General features: G+C 66.5%; 23 protein-coding genes. 7 read left to right on the forward strand and 16 right to left on the reverse strand.

Translation table 11 applies throughout. From position 1 onward, the window contains the following. Positions 1 to 5: 5 nt before the first annotated feature. Positions 6 to 1217 (reverse strand): acetyl-CoA C-acetyltransferase, encoded by a 1212-nt coding sequence (locus tag AU197_RS07035; RefSeq protein ID WP_064401823.1) that lies wholly within the window; start codon positions 1215 to 1217, stop codon positions 6 to 8. 206 nt (positions 1218 to 1423) lie between these two features. On the opposite strand from AU197_RS07035, the gene AU197_RS07040 reads away from it, so the two are divergent. Next, positions 1424 to 2620, forward strand: a complete 1197-nt coding sequence (locus AU197_RS07040) for a pyridoxal phosphate-dependent aminotransferase (RefSeq protein ID WP_064401824.1) — start codon at positions 1424 to 1426, stop codon at positions 2618 to 2620. Here the strand turns inward: AU197_RS07040 and AU197_RS07045 are convergent. The 3 genes from AU197_RS07045 to AU197_RS07055 all read right to left on the reverse strand — a co-directional run bounded on the left by AU197_RS07045 (position 2613) and on the right by AU197_RS07055 (position 4332). Next, the gene (locus AU197_RS07045; protein WP_064397507.1) at positions 2613 to 3053 is read right to left on the reverse strand and encodes an SRPBCC family protein; all 441 of its coding nucleotides are present in this window, start codon (positions 3051 to 3053) and stop codon (positions 2613 to 2615) included. The two genes, AU197_RS07040 and AU197_RS07045, sit on opposite strands and share 8 nt — an antisense overlap. 356 nt (positions 3054 to 3409) lie before the next feature. Continuing rightward, entirely contained in the window at positions 3410 to 3853 is a 444-nt protein-coding gene (locus tag AU197_RS07050; RefSeq protein ID WP_064401825.1) for an SRPBCC family protein, read from the reverse strand. A 38-nt stretch (positions 3854 to 3891) separates the two neighbouring features. Further along, a complete protein-coding gene (locus AU197_RS07055; protein WP_064401826.1) occupies positions 3892 to 4332 on the reverse strand; it encodes an SRPBCC family protein in 441 nt (146 codons plus the stop codon). A gap of 32 nt (positions 4333 to 4364) precedes the next feature. Here AU197_RS07055 and AU197_RS07060 point away from each other — a divergent pair, with 32 nt between their 5' ends. Next, positions 4365 to 4808, forward strand: coding sequence for a nuclear transport factor 2 family protein (locus tag AU197_RS07060; protein WP_064401827.1), 444 nt, complete (start codon positions 4365 to 4367; stop codon positions 4806 to 4808). Here AU197_RS07060 and AU197_RS07065 read toward each other — a convergent pair. Genes AU197_RS07065 through AU197_RS07100 form a run of 8 tightly spaced genes read right to left on the reverse strand, consistent with a single transcriptional unit; the run spans position 4805 to position 14002 of the window. Further along, a complete protein-coding gene (locus AU197_RS07065; RefSeq protein ID WP_064401828.1) occupies positions 4805 to 6244 on the reverse strand; it encodes an MCE family protein in 1440 nt (479 codons plus the stop codon). The two genes, AU197_RS07060 and AU197_RS07065, sit on opposite strands and share 4 nt — an antisense overlap. A gap of 1 nt (position 6245) precedes the next feature. Continuing rightward, complete coding sequence (locus AU197_RS07070; RefSeq protein ID WP_064401829.1) at positions 6246 to 7367, reverse strand: MCE family protein; 1122 nt, start codon at positions 7365 to 7367, stop codon at positions 6246 to 6248. Beyond that, positions 7364 to 8629 carry an MCE family protein gene (locus tag AU197_RS07075; RefSeq protein ID WP_064401830.1) on the reverse strand — a complete coding sequence of 422 codons (1266 nt, stop codon included), beginning with the start codon at positions 8627 to 8629 and terminating at the stop codon, positions 7364 to 7366. Before AU197_RS07075 ends, AU197_RS07070 begins: the two co-directional genes overlap by 4 nt. Continuing rightward, on the reverse strand, positions 8626 to 9960 hold the full coding sequence (locus AU197_RS07080; RefSeq protein WP_064401831.1) for an MCE family protein: 1335 nt from the start codon (positions 9958 to 9960) through the stop codon (positions 8626 to 8628). Before AU197_RS07080 ends, AU197_RS07075 begins: the two co-directional genes overlap by 4 nt. Further along, the gene (locus tag AU197_RS07085) at positions 9957 to 10988 is read right to left on the reverse strand and encodes an MCE family protein (protein ID WP_286145553.1); all 1032 of its coding nucleotides are present in this window, start codon (positions 10986 to 10988) and stop codon (positions 9957 to 9959) included. The genes AU197_RS07080 and AU197_RS07085 overlap by 4 nt, the downstream gene beginning before the upstream one ends. Further along, positions 10985 to 12370: an MCE family protein gene (locus AU197_RS07090; RefSeq protein ID WP_064401832.1), complete on the reverse strand. Its 1386-nt coding sequence runs from the start codon at positions 12368 to 12370 to the stop codon at positions 10985 to 10987. Before AU197_RS07090 ends, AU197_RS07085 begins: the two co-directional genes overlap by 4 nt. A 4-nt stretch (positions 12371 to 12374) precedes the next feature. Continuing rightward, entirely contained in the window at positions 12375 to 13241 is an 867-nt protein-coding gene (locus tag AU197_RS07095; RefSeq protein WP_231744849.1) for an ABC transporter permease, read from the reverse strand. Beyond that, positions 13238 to 14002 carry an MlaE family ABC transporter permease gene (locus AU197_RS07100; protein WP_064401833.1) on the reverse strand — a complete coding sequence of 255 codons (765 nt, stop codon included), beginning with the start codon at positions 14000 to 14002 and terminating at the stop codon, positions 13238 to 13240. The genes AU197_RS07095 and AU197_RS07100 overlap by 4 nt, the downstream gene beginning before the upstream one ends. 318 nt (positions 14003 to 14320) lie before the next feature. Between AU197_RS07100 and AU197_RS07105 the strand changes: the two genes are divergently transcribed. Both AU197_RS07105 and AU197_RS07110 read left to right on the forward strand, forming a co-directional pair. Then, a complete protein-coding gene (locus AU197_RS07105; protein WP_064401834.1) occupies positions 14321 to 14674 on the forward strand; it encodes a UBP-type zinc finger domain-containing protein in 354 nt (117 codons plus the stop codon). Between the two features lie 29 nt (positions 14675 to 14703). After that, complete coding sequence (locus AU197_RS07110) at positions 14704 to 14892, forward strand: hypothetical protein (protein WP_064401835.1); 189 nt, start codon at positions 14704 to 14706, stop codon at positions 14890 to 14892. A gap of 1 nt (position 14893) precedes the next feature. Here the strand turns inward: AU197_RS07110 and AU197_RS07115 are convergent, their stop codons facing one another. From AU197_RS07115 to AU197_RS07125, 3 genes are read right to left on the reverse strand one after another with little or no spacing between them, the layout of a single operon-like run. Beyond that, the gene (locus AU197_RS07115) at positions 14894 to 15877 is read right to left on the reverse strand and encodes an NAD-dependent epimerase/dehydratase family protein (protein WP_064401836.1); all 984 of its coding nucleotides are present in this window, start codon (positions 15875 to 15877) and stop codon (positions 14894 to 14896) included. 40 nt (positions 15878 to 15917) lie between these two features. Further along, positions 15918 to 17480: a phytoene desaturase family protein gene (locus AU197_RS07120; protein WP_064401837.1), complete on the reverse strand. Its 1563-nt coding sequence runs from the start codon at positions 17478 to 17480 to the stop codon at positions 15918 to 15920. Between the two features lie 49 nt (positions 17481 to 17529). Continuing rightward, on the reverse strand, positions 17530 to 18126 hold the full coding sequence (locus AU197_RS07125) for a TetR/AcrR family transcriptional regulator (protein WP_064401838.1): 597 nt from the start codon (positions 18124 to 18126) through the stop codon (positions 17530 to 17532). A gap of 72 nt (positions 18127 to 18198) precedes the next feature. Here AU197_RS07125 and AU197_RS07130 point away from each other — a divergent pair, with 72 nt between their 5' ends. From AU197_RS07130 to AU197_RS07140, 3 genes are read left to right on the forward strand one after another with little or no spacing between them, the layout of a single operon-like run. Further along, on the forward strand, positions 18199 to 18690 hold the full coding sequence (locus tag AU197_RS07130) for a DUF2834 domain-containing protein (protein ID WP_064401839.1): 492 nt from the start codon (positions 18199 to 18201) through the stop codon (positions 18688 to 18690). Positions 18691 to 18715: 25 nt separating this feature from the next. Continuing rightward, positions 18716 to 19174, forward strand: a complete 459-nt coding sequence (locus tag AU197_RS07135) for an ester cyclase (RefSeq protein WP_064401840.1) — start codon at positions 18716 to 18718, stop codon at positions 19172 to 19174. Beyond that, positions 19171 to 19959, forward strand: coding sequence for an MBL fold metallo-hydrolase (locus AU197_RS07140; RefSeq protein WP_064401841.1), 789 nt, complete (start codon positions 19171 to 19173; stop codon positions 19957 to 19959). The genes AU197_RS07135 and AU197_RS07140 overlap by 4 nt, the downstream gene beginning before the upstream one ends. Here the strand turns inward: AU197_RS07140 and AU197_RS07145 are convergent, their stop codons facing one another. Continuing rightward, positions 19960 to 20799: an SDR family NAD(P)-dependent oxidoreductase gene (locus AU197_RS07145; RefSeq protein WP_064401842.1), complete on the reverse strand. Its 840-nt coding sequence runs from the start codon at positions 20797 to 20799 to the stop codon at positions 19960 to 19962. Positions 20800 to 20929 lie beyond the last annotated feature (130 nt).

The raw sequence follows: 20929 nt of genomic DNA on the forward strand, positions 1-20929 counted from the left end.
TGTCCTTACACTCGCTCGATGATGGTGGCCACGCCCATGCCGCCGCCGATGCACAGCGTGATAAGCGCACGCCGGGCGTTGCGACGTTCGAGCTCGTCGACCATGGTTCCGGTGATCATGGCGCCGGTGGCGCCCAGCGGGTGGCCCATCGCGATGGCGCCACCGTTGACGTTGAGCTTCTCGTCGGGGATGTTCAGGTCCTTCTGGAACTTCAGCACCACCGAGGCGAACGCCTCGTTCAGCTCGAACAGGTCGATGTCGTCGACCGTCAGACCGGCGCGGTCCAGCACCTTGCGGGTGGCCGGCGTCGGACCGGTGAGCATGATGACCGGATCGGCGCCACTGGTGGCGGTGGCCACGATGCGCGCGCGGGGGGTCAGACCCTGCGAGGTGCCGGCCTTTTCACTGCCGACGAGCACCAGCGCGGCGCCGTCGACGATGCCCGAGCTGTTGCCGCCGGTGTGGACGTGGTTGATCTTCTCGACGAAGTGATACTTCTGCAGCGCCACGTCGTCGAAACCGCCCATCGCGCCGACGCCGTCGAACGCGGTCTTGAGCTGACCGAGGCCCTCGAGCGTGGTGTCGGGGCGCATGTGCTCGTCGTGGTCGAGGATCACCAGGCCGTTCTGATCCTTGACCGGCACGACGGACTTGGCGAAGTAGCCCCCCGACCAGGCCGCGGCCGCCTTCTCCTGGCTGCGCAGCGCATAGCGGTCGACGTCCTCGCGGGAGAAGCCTTCGATCGTCGCGATCAGGTCGGCGCCGATGCCCTGCGGAACGAAACCGATGCGGTAGTTCGTCTCCGGGTCGGACGCCCAGGCGCCGCCGTCGGAGCCCATCGGGACACGGCTCATCGACTCGACGCCGCCCGCGAGCACCAGGTCGTCCCAACCGGAGCGCACCTTCTGGGCGGCGGTGTTGACGGCTTCGAGACCCGAGGCGCAGAACCGGTTGAGCTGGAAACCGCCGGTGGTCTCGGGCAGGTTGGCCACCAAAGCGGCGGTCCGGGCGATGTCGCCGCCCTGGTCGCCCACCGGCGACACACAACCGAGGATGACGTCGCTGATCAGCGTCTCGTCCAGGTCGGGATAGCGGGCGCGGATCTCCTCGATCAGACCGACGACCAGGTTGACGGGTTTGACCTCGTTGAGCGCGCCGTTCTTGTTCTTGCCGCGGGGCGTACGAATCGCCTCGTAGATGAAGGCTTCTTCAGACATGAAGATATTTCCTGTTCAGATTGGGTTGCGGGAGACCTGTCCATCCGGACGGTAGTCCTCTGTTCGGAAGCCTAACAGCCTCGGCCAACCTGTTGGTTGGGCGGCCTGAGCGCTCTATTGTGAATTTGACGACGCTTTCCCGCCGATAACGTCGTCAGATTCACAAACGGGGAGACGCCGGCGATGCTCGCCTACGCTCGACACCTGTGACAGTCCGACGGCTGCAGCCGTATGCGGTGACGATCTTCGCCGAGATGTCGGCGCTGGCCGCGCGCATCGGCGCGGTCAACCTCGGGCAGGGGTTTCCCGACGAGGACGGCCCGCCCGAGATGCTCGAGATCGCGAAGAAAGCGATCGCCGACGGTATCAACCAGTACCCGCCCGGCCTCGGAATCGCACCGCTGCGCGAAGCGATCGCCGCCCAGCGCAAGCGCGCATACGGCATCGAGTACGACCCGGACACCGAGGTGCTGGTGACCGTCGGCGCCACCGAAGCGATCGCGTCCGCGGTCCTCGGGCTCGTCGAACCCGGTTCCGAGGTGCTGCTCATCGAGCCGTTCTACGACTCCTACTCCCCCGTCATCGCCATGGCGGGCTGCGAGCGCCGTGCCGTCCCCATGATCCAGGCCGGGCACGGCTTTCGTATCGATGTCGACGGGCTGCGAAAGGCCGTCACCCCCCGCACCAAAGCCCTGATCGTCAACTCACCGCACAACCCCACGGGGATGGTCGCCGGCGACGATGAACTGCGCGCGCTGGCCGAACTGGCCGTCGATGCCGACCTGCTCGTCATCACCGATGAGGTCTACGAGCACCTGGTGTACTCCGACTTCCCGGGCCGACGGCATCTGCCGCTGGCCGACTACCCCGGCATGGCCGAGCGCACGATCACGATCTCGAGCGCGGCCAAGATGTTCAACGTCACCGGTTGGAAGATCGGATGGGCATGCGGCCCAGCCGATCTCATCGCGGGAGTGCGCGCAGCCAAGCAGTATTTGTCCTACGTCGGCGGCGCGCCGTTCCAGCCCGCGGTGGCGCACGCACTCAACAACGAGGACGCGTGGGTCGCTTCGCTGCGGGAGTCGTTGCAGCGCAAGCGAGACCGGCTGGGTGGTGCGCTGGCCGACCTCGGCTTCGAGGTGCACGACAGCTTCGGCACCTACTTCCTGTGCGCCGATCCCCGCCCGCTGGGGTTCAGCGACAGCGCCGCGTTCTGCGCCGACCTACCGCATCGTGCGGGTGTGGCGGCGATTCCGATGTCGGCGTTCTGCGATCCGGGCGCCGGGCATGCCGGTGCATGGAATCATCTTTTGCGGTTTGCCTTCTGCAAGCGCGACGACACCCTCGACGAGGCGATCCGTCGACTCGAGGTGCTGCGGTCCGGAAGCCGATCAGCTACGTAACCGCGGCCATCACCCGGCGCCGAAGATTCTCGGTCGCGACGTCGAGCACCATCTTCTTGGCGCGGCGAAGCAGGAACTCCGGAATCGGCGCCGCCAGGTCGATGATGATGTCGAAGCGGACGCGGGTGCGGTCCTCGCCGATGGGGGTGAGGTTGTACTCCCCGTGCTGTCCGCGTTGCTGCATCGTCGCCTTGGCGTCCCAGACCACCCAGTCCTCGCCCCAGTGGTACTCGAGGAACTCTTTGTCGGTGACGCCCATGATCTTGAACGTCGCCTTGACATGATGCGGGCGGCCGTCGGGATGGCGGTCGAGCACCTCGGCATGCTTGTGCACGGGCGACCACGTGGGCACGGCATCGATATCGGCGAGTGCGTCCATGATCGCGTCCTTGGGCGCTTCGAAGACCACTTCCCTCGATGCCTGCACAGCCATGCGGCAAATGGTAGCTAACTCCACTGCCAAGCGCATAGCCCTTTCCAGCAAATTAGTGTTACCGGTCAATATCAATTCGGTCAGTCACATCCCGCGGGGCTCCCCGACAGGACCGGCCGGGAGTCCGTGAAAACCGGGCCGTCAGGCCGGCTTCTCGACCCCGTTGGCCTGCACCGATGTTGACCGCGCACGCACCTGGTCGCGGCGCGCTGCCTCCCGTCACGCCACTACCGGCGTGACGCACCCGTCGGCGCCGGAGAAGACCTCGGCCCACTTGTCGCGGGTCGTACTCGCAAAGCGCTCGAAAAACAGCCTGTGCAGTTTTGGAAACGCCGCGAAAGCTCAGACCATGCGCTCTATCGGCGGCTCTTGACCTGGCGTACTCGTTTGCGTAGCCCGTCGGTGGCGGTCTCCATCAATCCCTTGGCGCCCTTCTTGATCAGGAAGCCGGGTAACGGCACCAGCGGGTCGACCATCAGCTCGAAATGGACCTTCGTCGTGTCGCCGTCGGGGGTGAGCGTGTACCGGCCTTGCTGAGCGCGTTGCTGTTTGGACCTCTCCAGAGTCCAGCTGACACCGTCGTCGTGGATGGTGTAGTTGAGTATCTGCTCGTCGGTGACGCCGACGATCTTGACGACCTGACGTGACTTGCTCGGGCGGCCCTCGTCGTCGCGTTCGAGGACTTCGACCTTCTGATGGGCCGAGGACCACTCGGTCAGCGACTCGAGGTCGGTCAGGACTTCGAGGATCTCCTGGGGCGTCGCCTCGATGACGACGTCGCGAGTTTCGGTGACGGCCATGCCCGATTGATTGCCAACCCGGCGCGCATCGAAACCGCTCAGCCGCGCTTGAGCTTGTGCACCTGCTTGCGCAGGCCGTCGGTGGCGGCCTCCAGACCGCCCTTCATCGCCCGCTTCAGCACGAACCCGGGGATCGGCACCGCGGGGTCGACGGTGATCTCGAAGCGGACCTTGGTCTTGTCGCCGTCGGGTGTGAGTGTGTATGACGCGCTCTGGGTTTTGAGCTGGCTGGACTCCAGCAGCGTCCAGCCGACCGTGTTGTCACCCCAGGTGTACTGCACGACCTGCTCGTCGGTGATGCCCATGGTCTTCAACTTCAGCCGCACGCGGCCGGGCCGGCCCTCGGCGTCCCTGTCGAGGACCTCGGCGCCCTGGTGCTGGGGGGACCAGTCCGGCGCGGACTCGACGTCGGCGATGACGTCGAGGATCTCGGCCGGGCTCGCGTCGATCACGACCTCGCGGGAATCGCTGGTAGCCATGGCGCGACCCTAGCCCCGTTACGGTTGACCGCATGGAACTTTGGGAGCTTTGCGCACGGGAACGCATCAGGGACACCCTCGCCCGGTACAACTGGTCGGGCGACGCGATGCGGCTGCCCGAACTCGCCGCCGCCTTCTGTGAGGACGGGGTCCTCGAGGTGCGGGGCACCGAACCCGCGCGCGGCCGTGCGGCGATCGTGGACTATCTGGGCGGTGCCGTCGCGGCGCCGGACGCGGCCGCTTCGAAGTCGGACGTCAAGCGCATCGTGCGCCACAACGTGACGAACATCCGGTTCACCGATGTGACACCGGACGAGGCGCGGGTCTCCTGCTATTTCACGGTGTTCACCGAGATCGGCCTCGACCACTACGGCCGTTACCGCGACGTGTTCGCCCCGGTCGGCGACGACTGGTTGATCCGCCACCGGTTCGTCTCCACCGATTGGAGTGCGCCGAATTCGACGATGGCCCGCTAACCCGGCGGCACCAGCATCGACTGCCACGTCTTGTTCTCCGGCGGCCCGAGGTCGGCCTGGGTGTAGCGCTTTCCGTCCGGCCCGATGTAGTCGCCGGTCGCGGGGTCGTAAGGGACGGCGGCGACCGGCGCGGGCTCGCGCGGGTCCTGTCCGGGCGCGTACTGCGGGACACCCTGACCGCTGAGCGTCGCGTTCGGATCGCCCTTCCAGTTGTAGCCGTCGTTGAGCGGGACGTACTGCTCGTCGCTCTCGCACATCTCAACGGTCGGGGCGCGCTTGCCCGGAACCGTCTCGCACGGGATATTGCGCACACCACGGACATTGAGATCGGAATCCTGCGGCACGCGGCAGTACAGGTCGCCGGCTGGACGTTCGGGAGCGTCCTGCTCGGACGGCGACCGTTGTTGGCGCACCGGGAGGAAGCCGGTGTTGCACGGCGGCGGCAGGTTCAGGTTGAGGTTGAAGTCGAGGTAGACGCCCTTGTAATCCTGTTTGGTGTTGGCGTTCGGAAGGATGATCGCCGACATGACGGCGGTGCCCTGCGGAAACAGCACCAGCAGTTGCTCGATGTCGTTGCGGTAGGCGATCGCGATGTCGCCGAGACTCACCATGTTGGCCAGCAGCAACGGCAGCGGAGATGCGATGCGGTCGAACACCGCGCGCCCCTCCTCCAGCGTCGGTGCGCCCGATTCGAGCAGACCCGCGAACGCCGCGTCCTGCGCCTTCAACTGTCCCGTGATCGACGCCATCCGATTGGCCCATGCCTCGATCGAATCCGCTGTCCGCACTTGCGAATCTAGAACTGGCGGCGACTGGTCGATCAGGGTGGTGATGGGGCCGACGGTCTTGCCGGCGTCGATCGCCAACGCGGTCGATCCGTCGACGATGCGCGACAGCTCCGGCCCCAGCCCCGCCACCGCGGCGGCCGCCTCGTCGACGACCGTGCGCAGATTGTCCTGTGGAATCGCCTGCAGCGCAGAGTTCGTCGCATCGAGCAGGTTGGCGATGTCCGGCGGTACCCGCACGTTACCTGCGGGGATCACGCTGCCGTCGCGCAGCGCGAGGGCCGTCGCAGCGTCGGTGCCCGGGGCCGGTGTCAACTCCACGAACTGCTCGCCGACGGCCGAGCGGCTGTGAACCTCCGCCGAAACATCGGCGGGCACCTTGGTGGACGAGTCGAGTTTCAGCACGGCCCGCACACCGTCACGAGTCACATCGACGGACGTCACGCGGCCGATCTCCGAACCCCGGTAGGTCACGACCGACGACGGATACAGGCCACCCGACGACGGCAGGTCGAGCGTCACGTTGTACCGACCGATGCCCAGCAGGGCCGGAACCTTGACGAAGTTGAAAGCCATGATGCTGCAGGCGATCACCGTGACGGCCGCCAGAATGGACAGCTGGATCCACGTCGTTCGTGGTAGCCGCACCATGTCAGTAGGCTCCCCACCGGTACGGGACGACCAACGGGTTGCCCGCGGTATACGGGCTGGGCTTCTGACCGATCGTGCGGCCCCACTGAAGTTCGAGTTCGGTGAGATCACCCTCCCACCGGGTACCGGTGAACACGCCGGCGTCGATGCGACTCAGCGTCAGGTCGATGACGAGCGTGATGTTGGCGAAGTCGCCGCGGAACCATTTGGGCACCGTGCTTTTCACCCACGGATAGGTGGACAAGAAGTCCAGGCCCCTGGTCAGCGCCGGGCCGGCGTCGGCCAGCTCGCGCAGCACAGGGGCGATGCTGCGCAGGTTCGCGACCAGCGACTCCCTGGTCTGGTTCACCGTCGACGTGGCGATCGCGCTGAACTGACCGAGCGCGTCGATCGCGTTGGCCAGCTTCTCGCGCGAATCCGCCAGCACCGCAACGGCTTGGGGAATGGTGGTCAGCGCCTTGTCGACGGCCTCGTCCTTCGCCGCAACCTGCCCCGCCAGTGCGTTGAGGTTCTCGGTGGCGGTGATGATGTCGTCGGTCTGCTCGTTGAGTCGACCGATGAAGGTGTCGAGCTGGGTCAGCAGGCTGCGCATTTCGCTTTCGCGGCCGGCGAGTGCGCGGGCGAACGTCTGGTTGATCTCCTGCAGCTGGCCCAGTCCGCCACCGTTGAGCAGGACCGAAACGGCGGCCAGAGTCTGCTCGGTCGTCGGGTATGTGGCGGCCGACGACAGCGGTATCAACGAGCCCTCCCTGAGCTCGCCGCTCGGCGGCTCGTCGGTCGGTGGGGCCAGCTCGATGTGCATCGAACCCAGCAGGCTGGTGGTGCCGACCTTTGCGGTGCTGTTCGCGGGCAGGCGCACATCGCCGTCGATGCGCATGGTCACCAGCGCATGCCAGTCCTGCACCTCGATCCGGGTCACGTTGCCGACGTTGACGTCGGCCACCCGTACCCGCGTGTTCTGCTGGATGACAACGACATCGGGTAACTGGGCCTGGATGGTGTAGGACCCGCGGCCACCACCTTCGGTGCCCGGCAACGACAGGGAGTTCAGCCCCCGCCACCCGCAGCCCGCCAATACGGACACACACAGCAGCGCCGACACCGCGGCCCGCACGCGCCTCAAGGGTTCCCCCGCGGCGGGATCATCATGCCGGGCAACCCCAGACTGGGATCGGTGGGCGTGGCTCGAGGAGCGGGCGCCAGATTGGGGTTGAGCCGGTCTTCGCTGTAAGTGATCTCGTTGGGTCGCGCCGAGGCCCCGACGAACGGATTGACGCCCAGCGGGGGGAAGTTGTACTGACGATTCTTGATGATCGGCGCCAGATACTGCATGCACAGCTTCGCCGACTGTTCGAATCCCTGATGAGCCGCCGCTTCGATTGCGCTGCAGATGAATTGGACGGTGTTGGCGAAGTTGACCGGGGCGAGGATGCCGGTCACCGAACTCTGGGCCGGTTGATAGATGTTCATGAAGTTTTGGAAGACCGTCGGCGTGATGTGCAACACCTGCTTGACGTCCTGTCGGCTGTCGTTGAGGGCGTTGGTGATCGAGGCGAGGCGGTCGAACGTCACGCCGACCCCTTCCCGGTTCTCGGCGACGAATCCCCGCAGATCTGCCACCGCTGCGTCGAGTCCCTTGGTCGCGTCGGCGACTTCGTCGGGGGTGTTGGACAGCACGGTGGTGATGTCGGCGAGGTTGGTGTTGAACTGTGCCAGCAGATCGCTGCTCGACGAGAGCGCCGACACCAGCAACTGCAGGTTGCGCACGGTGCTGAAGATGTCGGTGCTGTGGTCCCCCAGCGCCGACACCGCTTGTGACAGCTTGATCACCGTGTCGCGCGCTGTGGCGCCGTTGCCTCGCAGGTTGTCCGCTGCGGTGTTGACGAACTCGCCGACCGCGCTGACCCCGCCGGGCGTGGTGGGCTGCAGCGACTCGGTGAGTTTCTCCAGCTGTCGGCGGAAGTCGTCCCATTCGACGGGCACAGCGGTCCGGTTTTGCGGAATGGTCGCTCCCGCCACCAGTTTCGGCCCGCCGTCGTAGGCGGGGACCAGTTGGATGGCCCGCGCGCTGACCAACGACGGCGACAGGATCGCCGCGCGGGCCTCGGCGGGCACCGGGTACTTCCTGTCGACCGAGAACGTCACCTTCGTGCGGTCCGGTTCCGGGTCGATCGCCTCGACGGTACCGACTTCGACGCCGAGGATGCGGACCTCGTCGCCGGTGTAGAGGCCGTTCGCGTTGGCGAAGTAGGCGATGAAGGTGTCTTTTGCCACCCGATCCCACCACGGGGTGGTCACCACCGTGACCGCAACGACGAGCACCACGGAAAGCACTGCCGCGGTTGCGATCCGGATGGCACGCAGCGCGCCCGGCTGCATCGTCATCGTCCCGCGCCCGGTTCGGGTACCGGCGGACCGACCGTCGGCGCGGGCAGTTCACCGGGCGCGGGACCCGCGGCGGGTGGGCCGGGTGGTGGTCCGCCGGGCGGCGGCGCCGGCAGCGGCTCCCGATGCGGGTAGCGCCCGGGAAACTGGGCAGGCAGGTTCGGGTCCTGATTTCCGGTGATCGCGTCGGGCACCGTCATCCGAGGCTCGCCGCCCTGTCCGGTCCGCGGGAACGGCACCGGCAGCGCCGGCGTGCCGGGTTGCCCGACACCGGGGTCGACGAGCTCCGACGGCAACAACACGCTCGGGTCCAGCCCGAGGTCGGAGAACGCGGCATCGATGAACGGCTGGGCGAATTGCCCGGGTGCGAGGTTGACCACTGACGCCTTGAAGAAGGGTCCGGCGCCGAGCAATTCGCCGAACGACATCGCATACCGGCGCAACAGATAGAGCACGCGCCGCAGTTCGGCCTTGCGGTTGTCCAGGATGGTCAGAACACCGTTGAGCTTGTCGACCGCGGGTTTGAGCTGCGAGCGGTTGTCCTCCACGAGGCCGGAGATCTGGTGAGACACCGCGGTGATGTTGGTCATCAGCGCGTCGACCGAGTCGCGTTGGGACAGCACCTCGCGCAGCAGTGCATTGGTGTTGACCACCAGGCCGGCGATCTGGTCGCTGCGCTTGCCGAGCACGGCGGTCACCTTGTTGGCGTCGACCAGCAGGTTGCGCAATTGCGCGTCGCGGGTGTTGAGGGTGTCGGAGAAGCGGGCGACACCCTCGAGCGCCGCCCTCAGCTCGGGCGGGGTGTCGGAGAACGTGTCGGCCAGCGTGGTCAGCGCCGAGGACAGCTGGGTGGTGTCCAGCGCGCTGATGGTCGTCGTGAGATCGCCGAGCACCGTGGGCAGGTCATAGGGGGACGTGGTGCGGTCGAGAGGAATGACGCCGGACAGCTCGCCATCCCCGCGGGGGGTGATCTCCAGCATCTTGTTGCCGAGCACGGTCTCTGTCTTGATCGCGGCCTCGGTCCGGTCACCCAGCTCGACGCCGTTGCGCACCGTGAAGTCCACCACGACCTTGGTGCCCTCCAACCGGACGCCGGAGACCTTTCCGACCGAAAGGCCCGAGACGCGCACGTCGCTGCCGGGTTTGATGCCGCCGGCTTCGGCGAAGTAAGCGGCGTAGTCCGACGTGCCCCTGATGAAAGGGATCCGATCATACGAGAAGGCGACGACCACCATGGCGACGACGACGGAGATGCCGACCGCACCGACGGCCAGCCTGTTGCGTTCGGCGAGTGGCTTGAACCTTGGACGCCGCAATACGATTCGACTCATTTGGCCTCACACCGCCCGGTACTCTGCCCGACGAGCTTGACGAACACCGGTTCCCCGCCCTTTCCGTTGACCTTCAAGATCGCGTCGCACAGGTAGAAGCCGAAGTAGTCGCCGTAGAGACCCTGTCTCGCGAGGACCTGGTAGGCGTCCGGCAGGGTCTTGAGCAAGTCGTCGAAGTATTCGTGGTCGGAAAGCACCTGCGCGGCGAACCGGTCGGCCTCGGTGACGGTGTCCTTGATCGGCTGCCGGGCCTCGGTCAGCAAGTCGGCCACCGTCCCGGCCGCGGCGTTGAGGTAAGCCGTCCCGGTTGTGATGTCGGACTTCCGCTCAGCGAGTCCCTCGGCGAGCTTCGAGAGTTTGTCCAGCCCTGCGGAGAACTGGCCGTCGCGGGCCGCGAACGTGCCGAGCACGGTGTTCAGGTTGTCGATGACCTGACCGATGAGCTCGTCGCGGCCGGCCAGTGTCGACGTCAGCGTCGAGGTGTGCGCCAACACCGACGCGATCGTGCCGCCTTGGCCCTGGAACACCCGCAGCAGCTCGCCGGACAGGGCATTGACCTGATCGGGATCGAGCGCGCGGAACAACGGCCGGAAGCCGCCGAGCAGCGCGTCGATGTCCAACGCGGGTGAGGTCTGCGCGAGCGGAATCGTCTGTCCGGGCTGCAGTTTACGCACCGAGCCGACACCCTGCTCGAGCAAAAGGTACCGGTCGCCGATCAGGTTCTCGTAGCGCACCGCGGCCATGGTGCCCTCGGTTAGTGTCAGCCCCTTGTCGATGGCGAACTCGACAGTGACCGTGCCGTCCTTGTGCAAGGTCATGTTCTTGACCTTCCCGACCTCGACGCCCGCGATGCGCACGAAGTTGCCGCCTTTGAGCCCGGACACATTGGTGAACACCGCGCTGTAGGTGGCTCGTGAATCGAAGCGGAACTGCCCGAAAACCGTCATCAGCACGAACATGAACGCGACGCACATCGCCGTGAACAGCACCACCCGGGTGAGCACCTGCCCGGTTCCCCTGCGTCTCACGGCGCTCCACCCGGGGGCGGGGCCGCGGGCGACGGCGGACCGACTGGCGGATAGAGCAATGGCGACCCGTCGGGCGCGAAACGGGCTGCGCCATAGGGTGGCTCGCCCGGATAGGCCGGAAGCGGACCGGGCGCCGGCCCCCCGGGATAGCGGATCCGCGGCGGTTCGGGTATCGCCTTGGTCACCGGGAAGTAGTTGGCGAAGCCGGGGAATCCGATTCCCGGGTTGGGCCGTACGTCCAGACCCGTGCCGAATCCGGTATCCGTGACGAGATACTTGACCGGATAGTTCTTGCCGACGTCGGGCAGGGAGCCGCAGCTCGGATTGCCTCCGGGGCCGCCCGTGGCATTGACCCGGGGAAGGTGGTCCGGATAACGGTACGGGTCGTCGCCCGCGAGGAGCGCGGCGTCCATGATCACCGATTTGCCGGTGCCGCCCAACGCGTCTCGTCCGCCGTTCTCCAGAAACCACTGAGCACCCATGAACAGGCAGGTGTACGTCGGCGAGTACTTCTCGAGCAACGCGGTGGTCGGTGCCACGGTGTTGATGGCCCGCACCAGCGCAGGCTGGTTGGCACCGATCGTGTCGATACCGGACCGGGAGAAGCCGACGGCCGACAACAGCAACTGGTCCAGCGCCGCCGCCTGCGTAGAGATCGTCGCGCTGGTGGTGGTGAAGGAATCGAGGATGGACAGGATGTCCTGCGCGGCCTCGGAATATGCCCGGGTCGTCTCCCCGAACAGCTGCCAGTCCTGCCGGACCGTGTCCATTCGCGGGTTCACCGCCAGCAGGACGTTGTTGGAGTCGCTGATGGCCTGTCCGATGACGTCGCCCTTACCCCGCAGGGATTCGGCCACCGCGGACAGCACCGCGTTCAGCTTGGCCGGATCGATGGACTGCACCACCGATTGCAGGTTCTCGAACACCGTGTTGACCTCGACGGTGACGTTGCGCGAGCGCAGTACCGAACCCGGCTTCAGGGGGTCGGTGCTCGCATCGGGCGGGATGGAGAGCTCGACGTACTTCGCGCCGAACGCGGTGCTGGCCTTGATCTGCGCTTCGACGTTGCTCGGCAGCAAGGCGAACGGGCCAGGGTCGATCTTGAGCGCCAGCCTCGAGGCGTCACTATCCGACATGGTCTCGACGCCGGTGGTCCGAACCTCGCCGATCTGAACACCGCGCAGTTTGACCTTCGCGCCGTCCTCCATCACCAGGCCGGCCCGGTCGGAGACCAAAGTCAGCGGCACCGATCGACGCAACGAGCCGGAGAACAACAGGGCGGTCATCGCGATCAGGGCCGCGGCCACGAGGAACAGCACTGGTGCCCACCAGATCGGGTCGACCTGGCCGCGGCGTGGTGAATTGATCGTGTTGTCGCTCATGGCATCACCCCGACAGGTGGAAGTTGCCGGACTGCCCGTACACCGACAGGGTGATGGTCAGCAGGATGAAGACGCCGGCGGTGATCGACATGCGCACCGCGCGGCCGACGGCCTCACCGACCCCGGCCGGCCCGCCGGTCACGGTGTAGCCGTAGTAGGTGTGGACGGCCATGACCGCGGCCGCCATCGTCACCGCCTCGACGAAGGACCACAGCAAATCGGTCGGATGCAGAAACGTCGAGAAGTAATGGTCGTATACCCCCGCGGACTGGCCGTAGATCACGGTCGTGCCAAACCGGGTGGCCAGGAACGACATCAGCACGGCGACGGTGTAGATAGGGATGACCGCGATCACGCCGGCGACGATGCGGGTGGAGGCCAGATACGTGATGACCCGGACGCCCATCACCTCGAGCGCGTCGATCTCTTCGTTGATCCGCATGGCGCCGATCTGGGCGGTGGCTCCGGCCCCGATGGTCGCGGCAAGCGCCACTCCCGCCGTTGCGGGCGCGATGAACCGGACGTTGAGGAATGCGCCCAGAAATCCGGTGAGCGCTTCGATGCCGACGTTGGACAGCGTGTTGTAGCCCTGAACCGCGATCAGCGCTCCCGTGGACAGGGTGAGAAACCCGACGATGACCACCGTGCCGCCGATGACGGCGAGCGCGCCGGTTCCGATCCCCATGCCTGCTATCTGGCGCAGCACCATGGTCGGATAACGCCGCACGGCGTCGGGGGTCGACGCCAGCGCCTGCCCGTAGAAGGCGGTCTGCTCCCCCAGCCTGCGGGTGGTGTCGACGACCCTGGTGAACGCTTTGGTCACGACGTCGGTCGTCCTCGCCGTCGGCGGCCCGCTCACGACCTCGCTCATGGCGCGACCTTCACGCCGAATGCGGTGGCCAGGATGTTGATCAGGAACAGCGCCATGAACGCGAAGACGACGGTCTCGTTGACCGCCGTGCCGACCGCCGTCGGTCCGCCGCCGACGTGAAGTCCCTTGTAGCAGGCGATCAGGCCCGCCGAGAGGCCGAACAACAGCGCCTTGACCAGTGAGACGATCACCTGCGGCAGGCCGGTCAACAGCGTCATCCCCGCGACGAAGGCACCGGGTGTGACGTCCTGGATGAACACGACGAAGAAGTAGCTGCCGGTCAACCCGACGACCGCCACCACCGAATACAGCATCAGCGCAACGAACGTTGCGGCGATGACGCGCGGAACCACCAGCGCCTGAACAGGATTGACGCCGATCACCTTCATCGCGTCGATCTCCTCGCGAATGGTCCTGGCCCCCAGATCGGCGCACATGGCGGTGGATCCGGCACCGGAGACGACGATCGCGGTGACGACGGGTCCCACTTGAGTCACTGAGGCCAGCGCAGCGCCGGCCCCGGAGAGGTCACCCGCCCCAACCTCGATCAGCACGATGTTCAGGGTGAACACGATCAACACCGTGTAGGGGATCGACAGCACGAGGGTGGGCACGATCGACACCCGCGCGACGAACCAGATCTGGTCGATCAACTCACGCCAGGCGAACGGCGCGCGGAACATCGCCGCGAAAGTCTCACCCGCCAGCACCACGAAGTCGCCCATGGCGACGGCTGGGCGAGACCAGGCCGCACCGGTCATGATCGGTGACCGACCAACTGCTGCACCGGATCACCGCGTTCGTCGAGGGGTGGGCACACGTGACGACGGCAGCGGCGTCATCGCCGCGCGTGTGCGCTCCGGTACACATCTCATGTCGCCATCCCCGTCGTCGTCAGACTGCGCGGGACGCTAAGAGACCCGGTGTTAGCTGTCAACGGGGGTGAGCGGGCAAACTACCTCGTCAATATGCAGGATTCGCTGGTCGCACAAATGGCTTTGGTTTCCTTCATCGAGATCGGATCTAGCTGAGTCTTGTCTCGCCAGCGAGATTCGCCGCGATCGGTAGGCTCACCGGCTATGGACGCTGCAGTGGACCCGTCGGTGCCGCCGAGCGGGACCGGATGCGCTGAATGTGACGCAGTGGACGGGTGGTGGGTCCATCTGCGCCGATGCGCGGCATGCGGTCACATCGGCTGCTGCGACGACTCCTTGGCGCGCCATGCGTCGGCACACTGGCGCGAGACGGGCCATCCAATCATCCGCTCGTTCGAGCCGGGCGAGGACTGGTTCTGGAACTATGCCACCAACGAGTACTACGACGGGCCACGGCTCGCCGCGCCCGAATCCCGTCCCGAGGGCCAGACCGCCCCCGGTCCACGTGGAAGGGTTCCTGCGGATTGGATGGCGCAGTTGCGCGCTCGCCGAGACTGAAACCTCGGCTCGGCGGGTATCCACCGCCGGTGAACCACGACAAGAAGGACAACCCCGACACCGCCGAGACCGACGCCGGGCCCGCCAACGCCGACGACGATGTGCAGAGCGACCCGGCCAGGGGCACCGACGACACCCAAGAGGAAGGCGTCGACTGGTCGGACGAGGGCGGCGCGATGCCGAGCGGCCCCGCCGACACCGGCGACCACACCCAGTGACTCAGCGCAGCGAGTCGGCCAACTCCGTAAGCGTCTGCGCAGTCGTGTATTTCGGTTCCCAACCGAGCTGACTCTTCGCCTTGCTGGTGTCCATGACCACCGACGTGCGGCCGATGTGCACCCACTCCAGCGCGGACGGGACGAACGGCAGCCGGGCGACGACGCCGGACGCTGCGGTCGCGGCGACCTTGGGTACCCGCACTGGGCGGGCGCCGAGTTCGCGGGCCACGTCGCCCACCGTGATGAGCCCGTCGCCCGCGATGTTGTAGGCGCCCGGCTCCGCAGACGTGGTGGCGGCCAACGCGATCGCGGCCGCCACGTCGTCGTGGTGGACCAGCTGCAACGGGATGCCGGGATCCGGGACCGGTGTCTTCAACAGCGGAACGGCGTCGGATAGGCGCTTGACCGGGCCGGGCAGCCGGGTCCACGGCATGTTGTCGGCCAGTGCGGGCGCCTTCGGTCCCGCGACGATGCAGGGCCGCAGCACATACACCTCCAACGACGAACCGCCCACGATGTCGGCCAGCGCCGCCTCGCACTCGGCCTTCTGCTCGGAGTAGTAGTGCTCGGGTGACCCGCGCGGCGGCACGTCCTCGGTGAGCGGAACCGGATTGTCGCTGTGATATCCGTAGGCGGCGACCGACGACGTGTACACCAGCCGCCGCGGGCGCGCAGCGGCGACCGTCGCCTCGAAGACGTTGCGGGTACCGGCCAGGTTGATCCGGGCGCTCTCCTCCCGTGAGCCCATGATGATGAACGCGAGGTGGACCACGACGTCGGCGCGCCCGACCAGCGCGTCGACGGCCTCGCGATCGAGGATGTCGCCCTGCAGGTACGTCGTCTTCGACCAACCGTGCTCGGCCGGGTCGAACGGCCGGCGAGCCATCCCGATGATCTCGTCGACCTCCGCGACGCCTTCCAGCGCTTCCACCGCCGACTTGCCGATCTCACCCGTCGGCCCCGTCACCGCCACCGTGATTCCCATGCGCGCCGCATTCCCGGTGCGGACGGGTCGGAAACAGGCTTTAGGACATATCGGCCAGCGCCTGCTTGGCCGCGTTGTAGCCCGGAATGAACGTGATGCCGGGGCCGCCGTGGCAACCGGCGCTGCCCAGGTACAGCCCGTCGATCGGAATCGGCTGATCGACATAGCCTTTGGGCCCCGGCCGGTTCGGACCCATCTGGTCGGGATGGATCAGCCCGTGGCAGTAGTCGCCGCCGGGCGCACCGAACATGGTGCCCATGTGTTTGGGCGTGAACGTCGTGTGCCGCAGGATGAGGCTCTCGAAGTTCGGGGCCAGTCGGGTGACCTTCTCGATCACACGCCTGCCCATCTCTGCCTTCATCTCGCCGTAGCCGTGCTCGCCCTCCGAGATCGGAAACCACAGCGAGAACGCCGAGGCCGCATGCTTGCCCGGCGGCGCCAGGCCGGGGTCGTTCACCGACGGGATCTGCAGGGCGATCGACGGGTCGGTGGGCACGACGCCGCGCCTGGCGTCCTCCCACTGTTGTTGGAGTTCCTCGGGCGTGCTGAAGATTCCGATATTGGACTGCATGGCGGGGTCGTTGAGCAGTTCGTAGGGCGCCGCGAACTCCGGAATGCCCTCCAGCGCGAAGTGCATCTGCAGATAGCTGCCCCGGTGGTCCAGGCGTGAGAAGCGGTCCCGCACCTCGGCGGGGACCGCGTTGGAGTCGACGAGACCGTTGACCGTCAGGTCGGGTGCGACGCCGGATACGACGATCGGGGACGATAGCGAGGTGCCGTCTTCGAGCCGCACTCCGGTGACCTTGCCGTCGGCGACCGTGACCTCCACGACCTTGCTGCGCAACCGCAGTTCTCCGCCGTTGGCGGTGAACACGTCGCATAGGTGCGACGTGAGGGCTCCGATGCCGCCTCGTAGCTTCTTGACCAGTAACGCGTTCTCGTCGGGGACGGCAAAGCCGTACGCGAGGGCGGCGGCCGTGCCCGGGGTGGCCGGTCCGCGGTAGGTGGTGTTGCACGCCAGCAGCGACAGCATGCCGCGCAACGCACCGTTCTTCTCCTTGTCCGGCAGGTAGCGGTCGAGCACGTCGGTGACCGAGCCGAACAACATGTCGGTGATGGTCGAGCGCTCGAATTCGCTTGTCGCACAGGCATACATCTCATCAAGCGACTTCGGGGGCCGGCCCGCGTCGAACCGGCCCAACGCCCGTGTGGGCGCCTGACACCACGCCATCAACCCGGCCATGCCGTTGACGGCCTCGGCGCCGTGCACCTCGTTGATGTGCGTCAGGAGCTTCACCGGGTCGGTGAAGTAGACCAACGGCTCGTCACCTACGCCTCGCAGCGACACCGACATCACGTCGAGGTCGACGGTCGGCAGCGAGTCGAGGCCGAGTTCGCGGCTGACCACCGCCGACGTCGGAATCTGCACCGAGCCGGCGATCTCGAACTTGAACCCGTCGAACAATTCGACCGTGGAGGCCATGCCTCCGGCGTACAACTTCGCGTCCAGGCAGAGGGTGCGCATACCGGCTTTCTGCAGCACGGTGGCCGCGGTCAATCCGTTGTGCCCCGCACCGATGACGATGGCGTCGAAGTCGCTCATGGGCTGAGGCTGACACGTTATTCCAAGTTTTGTCAATAATGACAAAACATCAGCCGGTGACGCCGTCGGCCAGGGCGCGCAGGGCCTGCCCGGTGAGCCGCGACAGCTCCAGCAGGGAGCGCTCGTCGCCGAGCATCCACACCTCCATCGCGCCGAACACAGCCGCGGCGATGCACCGCGCGGTGACCGTGATCCGCATCCGCTCGTCGGTGGAGACGTCGGATCGAAGACCCTCGGCGAGGTGCTCCGCGATCACCTCGGCGAAGTCGGCTTCCACCTGGCGCATGTGCCGCACCACCCGGCCCGGTTCGAGTTCCTGCGCGCGCAGGGCGGCGGTCTGTGCGACGGCCCAGTCGTCGTACGGGCGGGCCATGATCGCGCTGTGCACCGCCTCGATGATCGGCTCCTTGCGGTCGCGGGCGGCCAGCGCCGAGCGGAACCAGTCCAGGCCGGCGTAGTCGGCGAACAGCAGGTCGTGTTTGGACGCGAAGTGGCGATAGAAGGTTCGCAACGACACACCGGCGTCGGCCGCGATCTGTTCGGCCGACGTCTCATCGACGCCCTGCGCAAGGAACCGTACGACCGCCGCTTTCCGCAGCGCTTCGCGGGTGCGCTCGCTGCGCGCGGTCTGGGCCGGACGGGGCATGTGCAAGAAAGTACCCGAGACAGGTTATGTCAATATTGACAAAACTTGGCCCGGTGGTGGGAGACTCCGGTCATGGTTTCGTTGATCATTCACCTTGTCCTCGGGTTCGCGACGCTAGCGGTCATCGTCAAAGCGAATCCCGCGATCTTCGCGCGCTACGCCTCAGGTCCGCGGGTCACCAAGCTCGAGTTGTTCTACTACGTCGCGGGCGTCGCCTCGGTCATCCTCGGCTACTACTTCAACAACCAGTTTGTGGCCGAGTATGCGCCGCCGGGTGGGCTGCACAACTTCGTATGGGGGCCGGGCAGCTGGTCGGAGTTCATCGCGCTGGGCTACGACAACCCCGCGGCCAGTTCGGCCAGCCAGGACTACACGATCATGAGCCTGCTGCTGTTCCCCGCCTGGTTGCTCGTCGACGGTCGCAGGCGCGACGTCAAACACGCCTGGCTGTATCTGGGTTTCATCCTGTTCGCCAGTTCGGCATTCGCCTGGGCGTTCTATCTGGCGACCATCGAGCGCCAGCACCGGCATCAGTCGACCGCCCAGGTCACCTCACCGGCTTGACGACTCCCGGTCGTACAGTGCGTTCATGAACACCGACGCGCTGCGCCAACGACGGCTGGAGGTGATCCGTGTGCACATGGACACCGAGGTCACCAAGGAGTTCGACGCCACCCTCGCGACGTTCAAGAACGAGTCCGGGGGACGGCCGCACTACGAGATCATGGCCACCGGCCAGGTCTTCGACGGCGACGACGAGGTCATGGCCTACTACCGGAGCACGCGCACCGCGTTCCCCGATCAGCGCCACGACAACGTCCGGTTCCACGTCGCCGACGACGCGGTGATCGTCGAATTCGACCTGCTGGGAACCAATCTGGGCGAGTTCTACGGATTACCGCCGACAGGCAAAGCGTTCCGGGTGCCGGTGGCCGCGGTGTTCTTCTTCACCGACGACCGCATCGTCAACGAACGGATCTACTTCGACTCCGCGAGCCTCGTGTCACAGATCGGTCGCACCGAGTTGCTCACCGGAGCCGCCCAGTGAAGGTTCACCATCTCAATTGTGGGTCGATGCATCCATGGGGTGTCCCCGTCCTGGTCTGCCATGTGCTGCTCGTCGAGACCGACAACGGGCTGGTGCTCGTCGACAGTGGCTACGGGCTGGCCGATTGTGAGGAGCGGGCACGCCGAACCGGCCCCACTCGCCGCCTCTTTCGGCCGTTCTTCGACCCGGACGAGACCGCCGTCCGGCAGGTGGAACGGCTGGGATTTCGGCGCGAGGATGTCCGCCACATCGTGGTCACGCATTTCGATGTCGACCACATCGGCGGGATCTCCGATTTCCCCCACGCCGAAATCCACTGCACCGCAGCCGAAGTGCTCGGGGCAATGCAGCCGCCGACACGGGGTGAACGCTTCCGGTTCCGATCGGCCCAGTGGGAGCACGGTCCCAAGATCGTCGAGCACACCCCCGACGGGGAGAAGTGGCGCGGGTTCGCCGCGGCCAAGGAGCTGACCGAGGTCTCGCCGGGCATCGTGCTGATGTCGCTGCCCGGCCACACCCGCGGACATGCCTGCGTGGCCGTGGACGCGGGCCATCGCTGGCTTCTGCACTGCGGGGACGCCTTCTACCACCCCGACACCATCGGCGGCCCGGGACGAATCGCTCCGGTGCTCGGCGCGTTCGAGAAGGTCGCCGCGTTCGACCGTAAGCAGGTGCGCGACAACCACGCTCGGCTGACCGAGTTGTACCGCCGCGGCGAACCCGATCTGCTTCTCCTGTGCGCGCACGATCCGGGACTGCTGGCCCACGCGAGGGAGACCGCGTAGCTAGCCGGCGGCGCGCTTGCGAAGGGACGCCTGCAGCCGCTCGAGCACGTCGAAGTAGCGCGTCGGTGCGATCCGGGCGAGGGCGTCGAACATATACGCGTCCGGCCCGACGAGGATCCGGGCCTTGCCCGCCTCCACACCGCGGTGGATGATCTCCGCCGCCTTCTCAGGCTGGGTTCTGGTCATCGCCGCGAACTCCTCGACGACCTGGTCCTTGGTGGGACCGCCCGGCTCGTCGCGGAACCGACCGTTGCGCACGATGTTGGTGTTCACGCCACCGGGGTGCACGTTGACGGCCGACACGCCCGTGCCCCGCAGCTCCTGACGCAGCGAGTCCGTGAATCCGCGAACCGCGAACTTCGCTGAACAGTAAGCGCTTTGGCCCGGCATGCCGACCAAACCGAAGACGCTCGACGTATTGACGATCACGCCCTCGTCCTGCTCGACAAGGACGGGCAGGAATGCTCGGGTGCCGTTCACGACACCGTGAAAGTTGATGTTCCACAACCAGTCGTCGTCGCCGGCGACGGCGTCGAGCACGGTCGATCCGAGCGCGACACCGGCGTTGTTGAACACCGCCCCGAGCGGCCGGGGAGCCCACTCGCGTACCTCGGCGGCGAACTCGTGTTGGGCCTGGGCATCGCTGACATCCAGAACCCGCGACAATGCCGGGCCCCGCAGCGACGCCTCGGTCTCCTTGAGCCCCTGTTCGTTGACGTCGGCGATGGCGACCGGGCAGCTGTACGACGAGAGCCGCTGCGCCAGTGCGCGTCCGATGCCCGACGCCGCGCCGGTGATGACCGCGGTACGCCCGCTGATCGTCCTACGTTGCTTGCTCATAGCGACTGGCCCGCCTTTCTGGTACACCGAGGTACCGCTACGGTACGCGGAGGTACCGCGTATGACAAGGGCGGTTCGGTCCGCACCGTTCGCGGACGCGAGGCGATGAACTCGCGCCGATTCTAAGTGT

The organism is Mycobacterium sp. IS-1590 (assembly GCF_001500025.1).
Taxonomy (GTDB): Bacteria; Actinomycetota; Actinomycetes; order Mycobacteriales; family Mycobacteriaceae; genus Mycobacterium.

Bases quoted from the DNA above. Each gene is read 5' to 3' on its own strand.
- AU197_RS07035 (WP_064401823.1), bottom strand. From the start codon at position 1,217: ATGTCTGAAGAAGCCTTCATCTACGAGGCGATTCGTACGCCCCGCGGC.
- AU197_RS07045 (WP_064397507.1), bottom strand. From the start codon at position 3,053: ATGGCTGTGCAGGCATCGAGGGAAGTGGTCTTCGAAGCGCCCAAGGAC.
- AU197_RS07050 (WP_064401825.1), bottom strand. From the start codon at position 3,853: ATGGCCGTCACCGAAACTCGCGACGTCGTCATCGAGGCGACGCCCCAG.
- AU197_RS07055 (WP_064401826.1), bottom strand. From the start codon at position 4,332: ATGGCTACCAGCGATTCCCGCGAGGTCGTGATCGACGCGAGCCCGGCC.
- AU197_RS07060 (WP_064401827.1), top strand. From the start codon at position 4,365: ATGGAACTTTGGGAGCTTTGCGCACGGGAACGCATCAGGGACACCCTC.
- AU197_RS07065 (WP_064401828.1), bottom strand. From the start codon at position 6,244: ATGGTGCGGCTACCACGAACGACGTGGATCCAGCTGTCCATTCTGGCG.
- AU197_RS07075 (WP_064401830.1), bottom strand. From the start codon at position 8,629: ATGACGATGCAGCCGGGCGCGCTGCGTGCCATCCGGATCGCAACCGCG.
- AU197_RS07080 (WP_064401831.1), bottom strand. From the start codon at position 9,960: ATGAGTCGAATCGTATTGCGGCGTCCAAGGTTCAAGCCACTCGCCGAA.
- AU197_RS07090 (WP_064401832.1), bottom strand. From the start codon at position 12,370: ATGAGCGACAACACGATCAATTCACCACGCCGCGGCCAGGTCGACCCG.
- AU197_RS07095 (WP_231744849.1), bottom strand. From the start codon at position 13,241: ATGAGCGAGGTCGTGAGCGGGCCGCCGACGGCGAGGACGACCGACGTC.
- AU197_RS07100 (WP_064401833.1), bottom strand. From the start codon at position 14,002: ATGACCGGTGCGGCCTGGTCTCGCCCAGCCGTCGCCATGGGCGACTTC.
- AU197_RS07105 (WP_064401834.1), top strand. From the start codon at position 14,321: ATGGACGCTGCAGTGGACCCGTCGGTGCCGCCGAGCGGGACCGGATGC.
- AU197_RS07115 (WP_064401836.1), bottom strand. From the start codon at position 15,877: ATGGGAATCACGGTGGCGGTGACGGGGCCGACGGGTGAGATCGGCAAG.
- AU197_RS07120 (WP_064401837.1), bottom strand. From the start codon at position 17,480: ATGAGCGACTTCGACGCCATCGTCATCGGTGCGGGGCACAACGGATTG.
- AU197_RS07125 (WP_064401838.1), bottom strand. From the start codon at position 18,126: ATGCCCCGTCCGGCCCAGACCGCGCGCAGCGAGCGCACCCGCGAAGCG.
- AU197_RS07130 (WP_064401839.1), top strand. From the start codon at position 18,199: ATGGTTTCGTTGATCATTCACCTTGTCCTCGGGTTCGCGACGCTAGCG.
- AU197_RS07135 (WP_064401840.1), top strand. From the start codon at position 18,716: ATGAACACCGACGCGCTGCGCCAACGACGGCTGGAGGTGATCCGTGTG.
- AU197_RS07145 (WP_064401842.1), bottom strand. From the start codon at position 20,799: ATGAGCAAGCAACGTAGGACGATCAGCGGGCGTACCGCGGTCATCACC.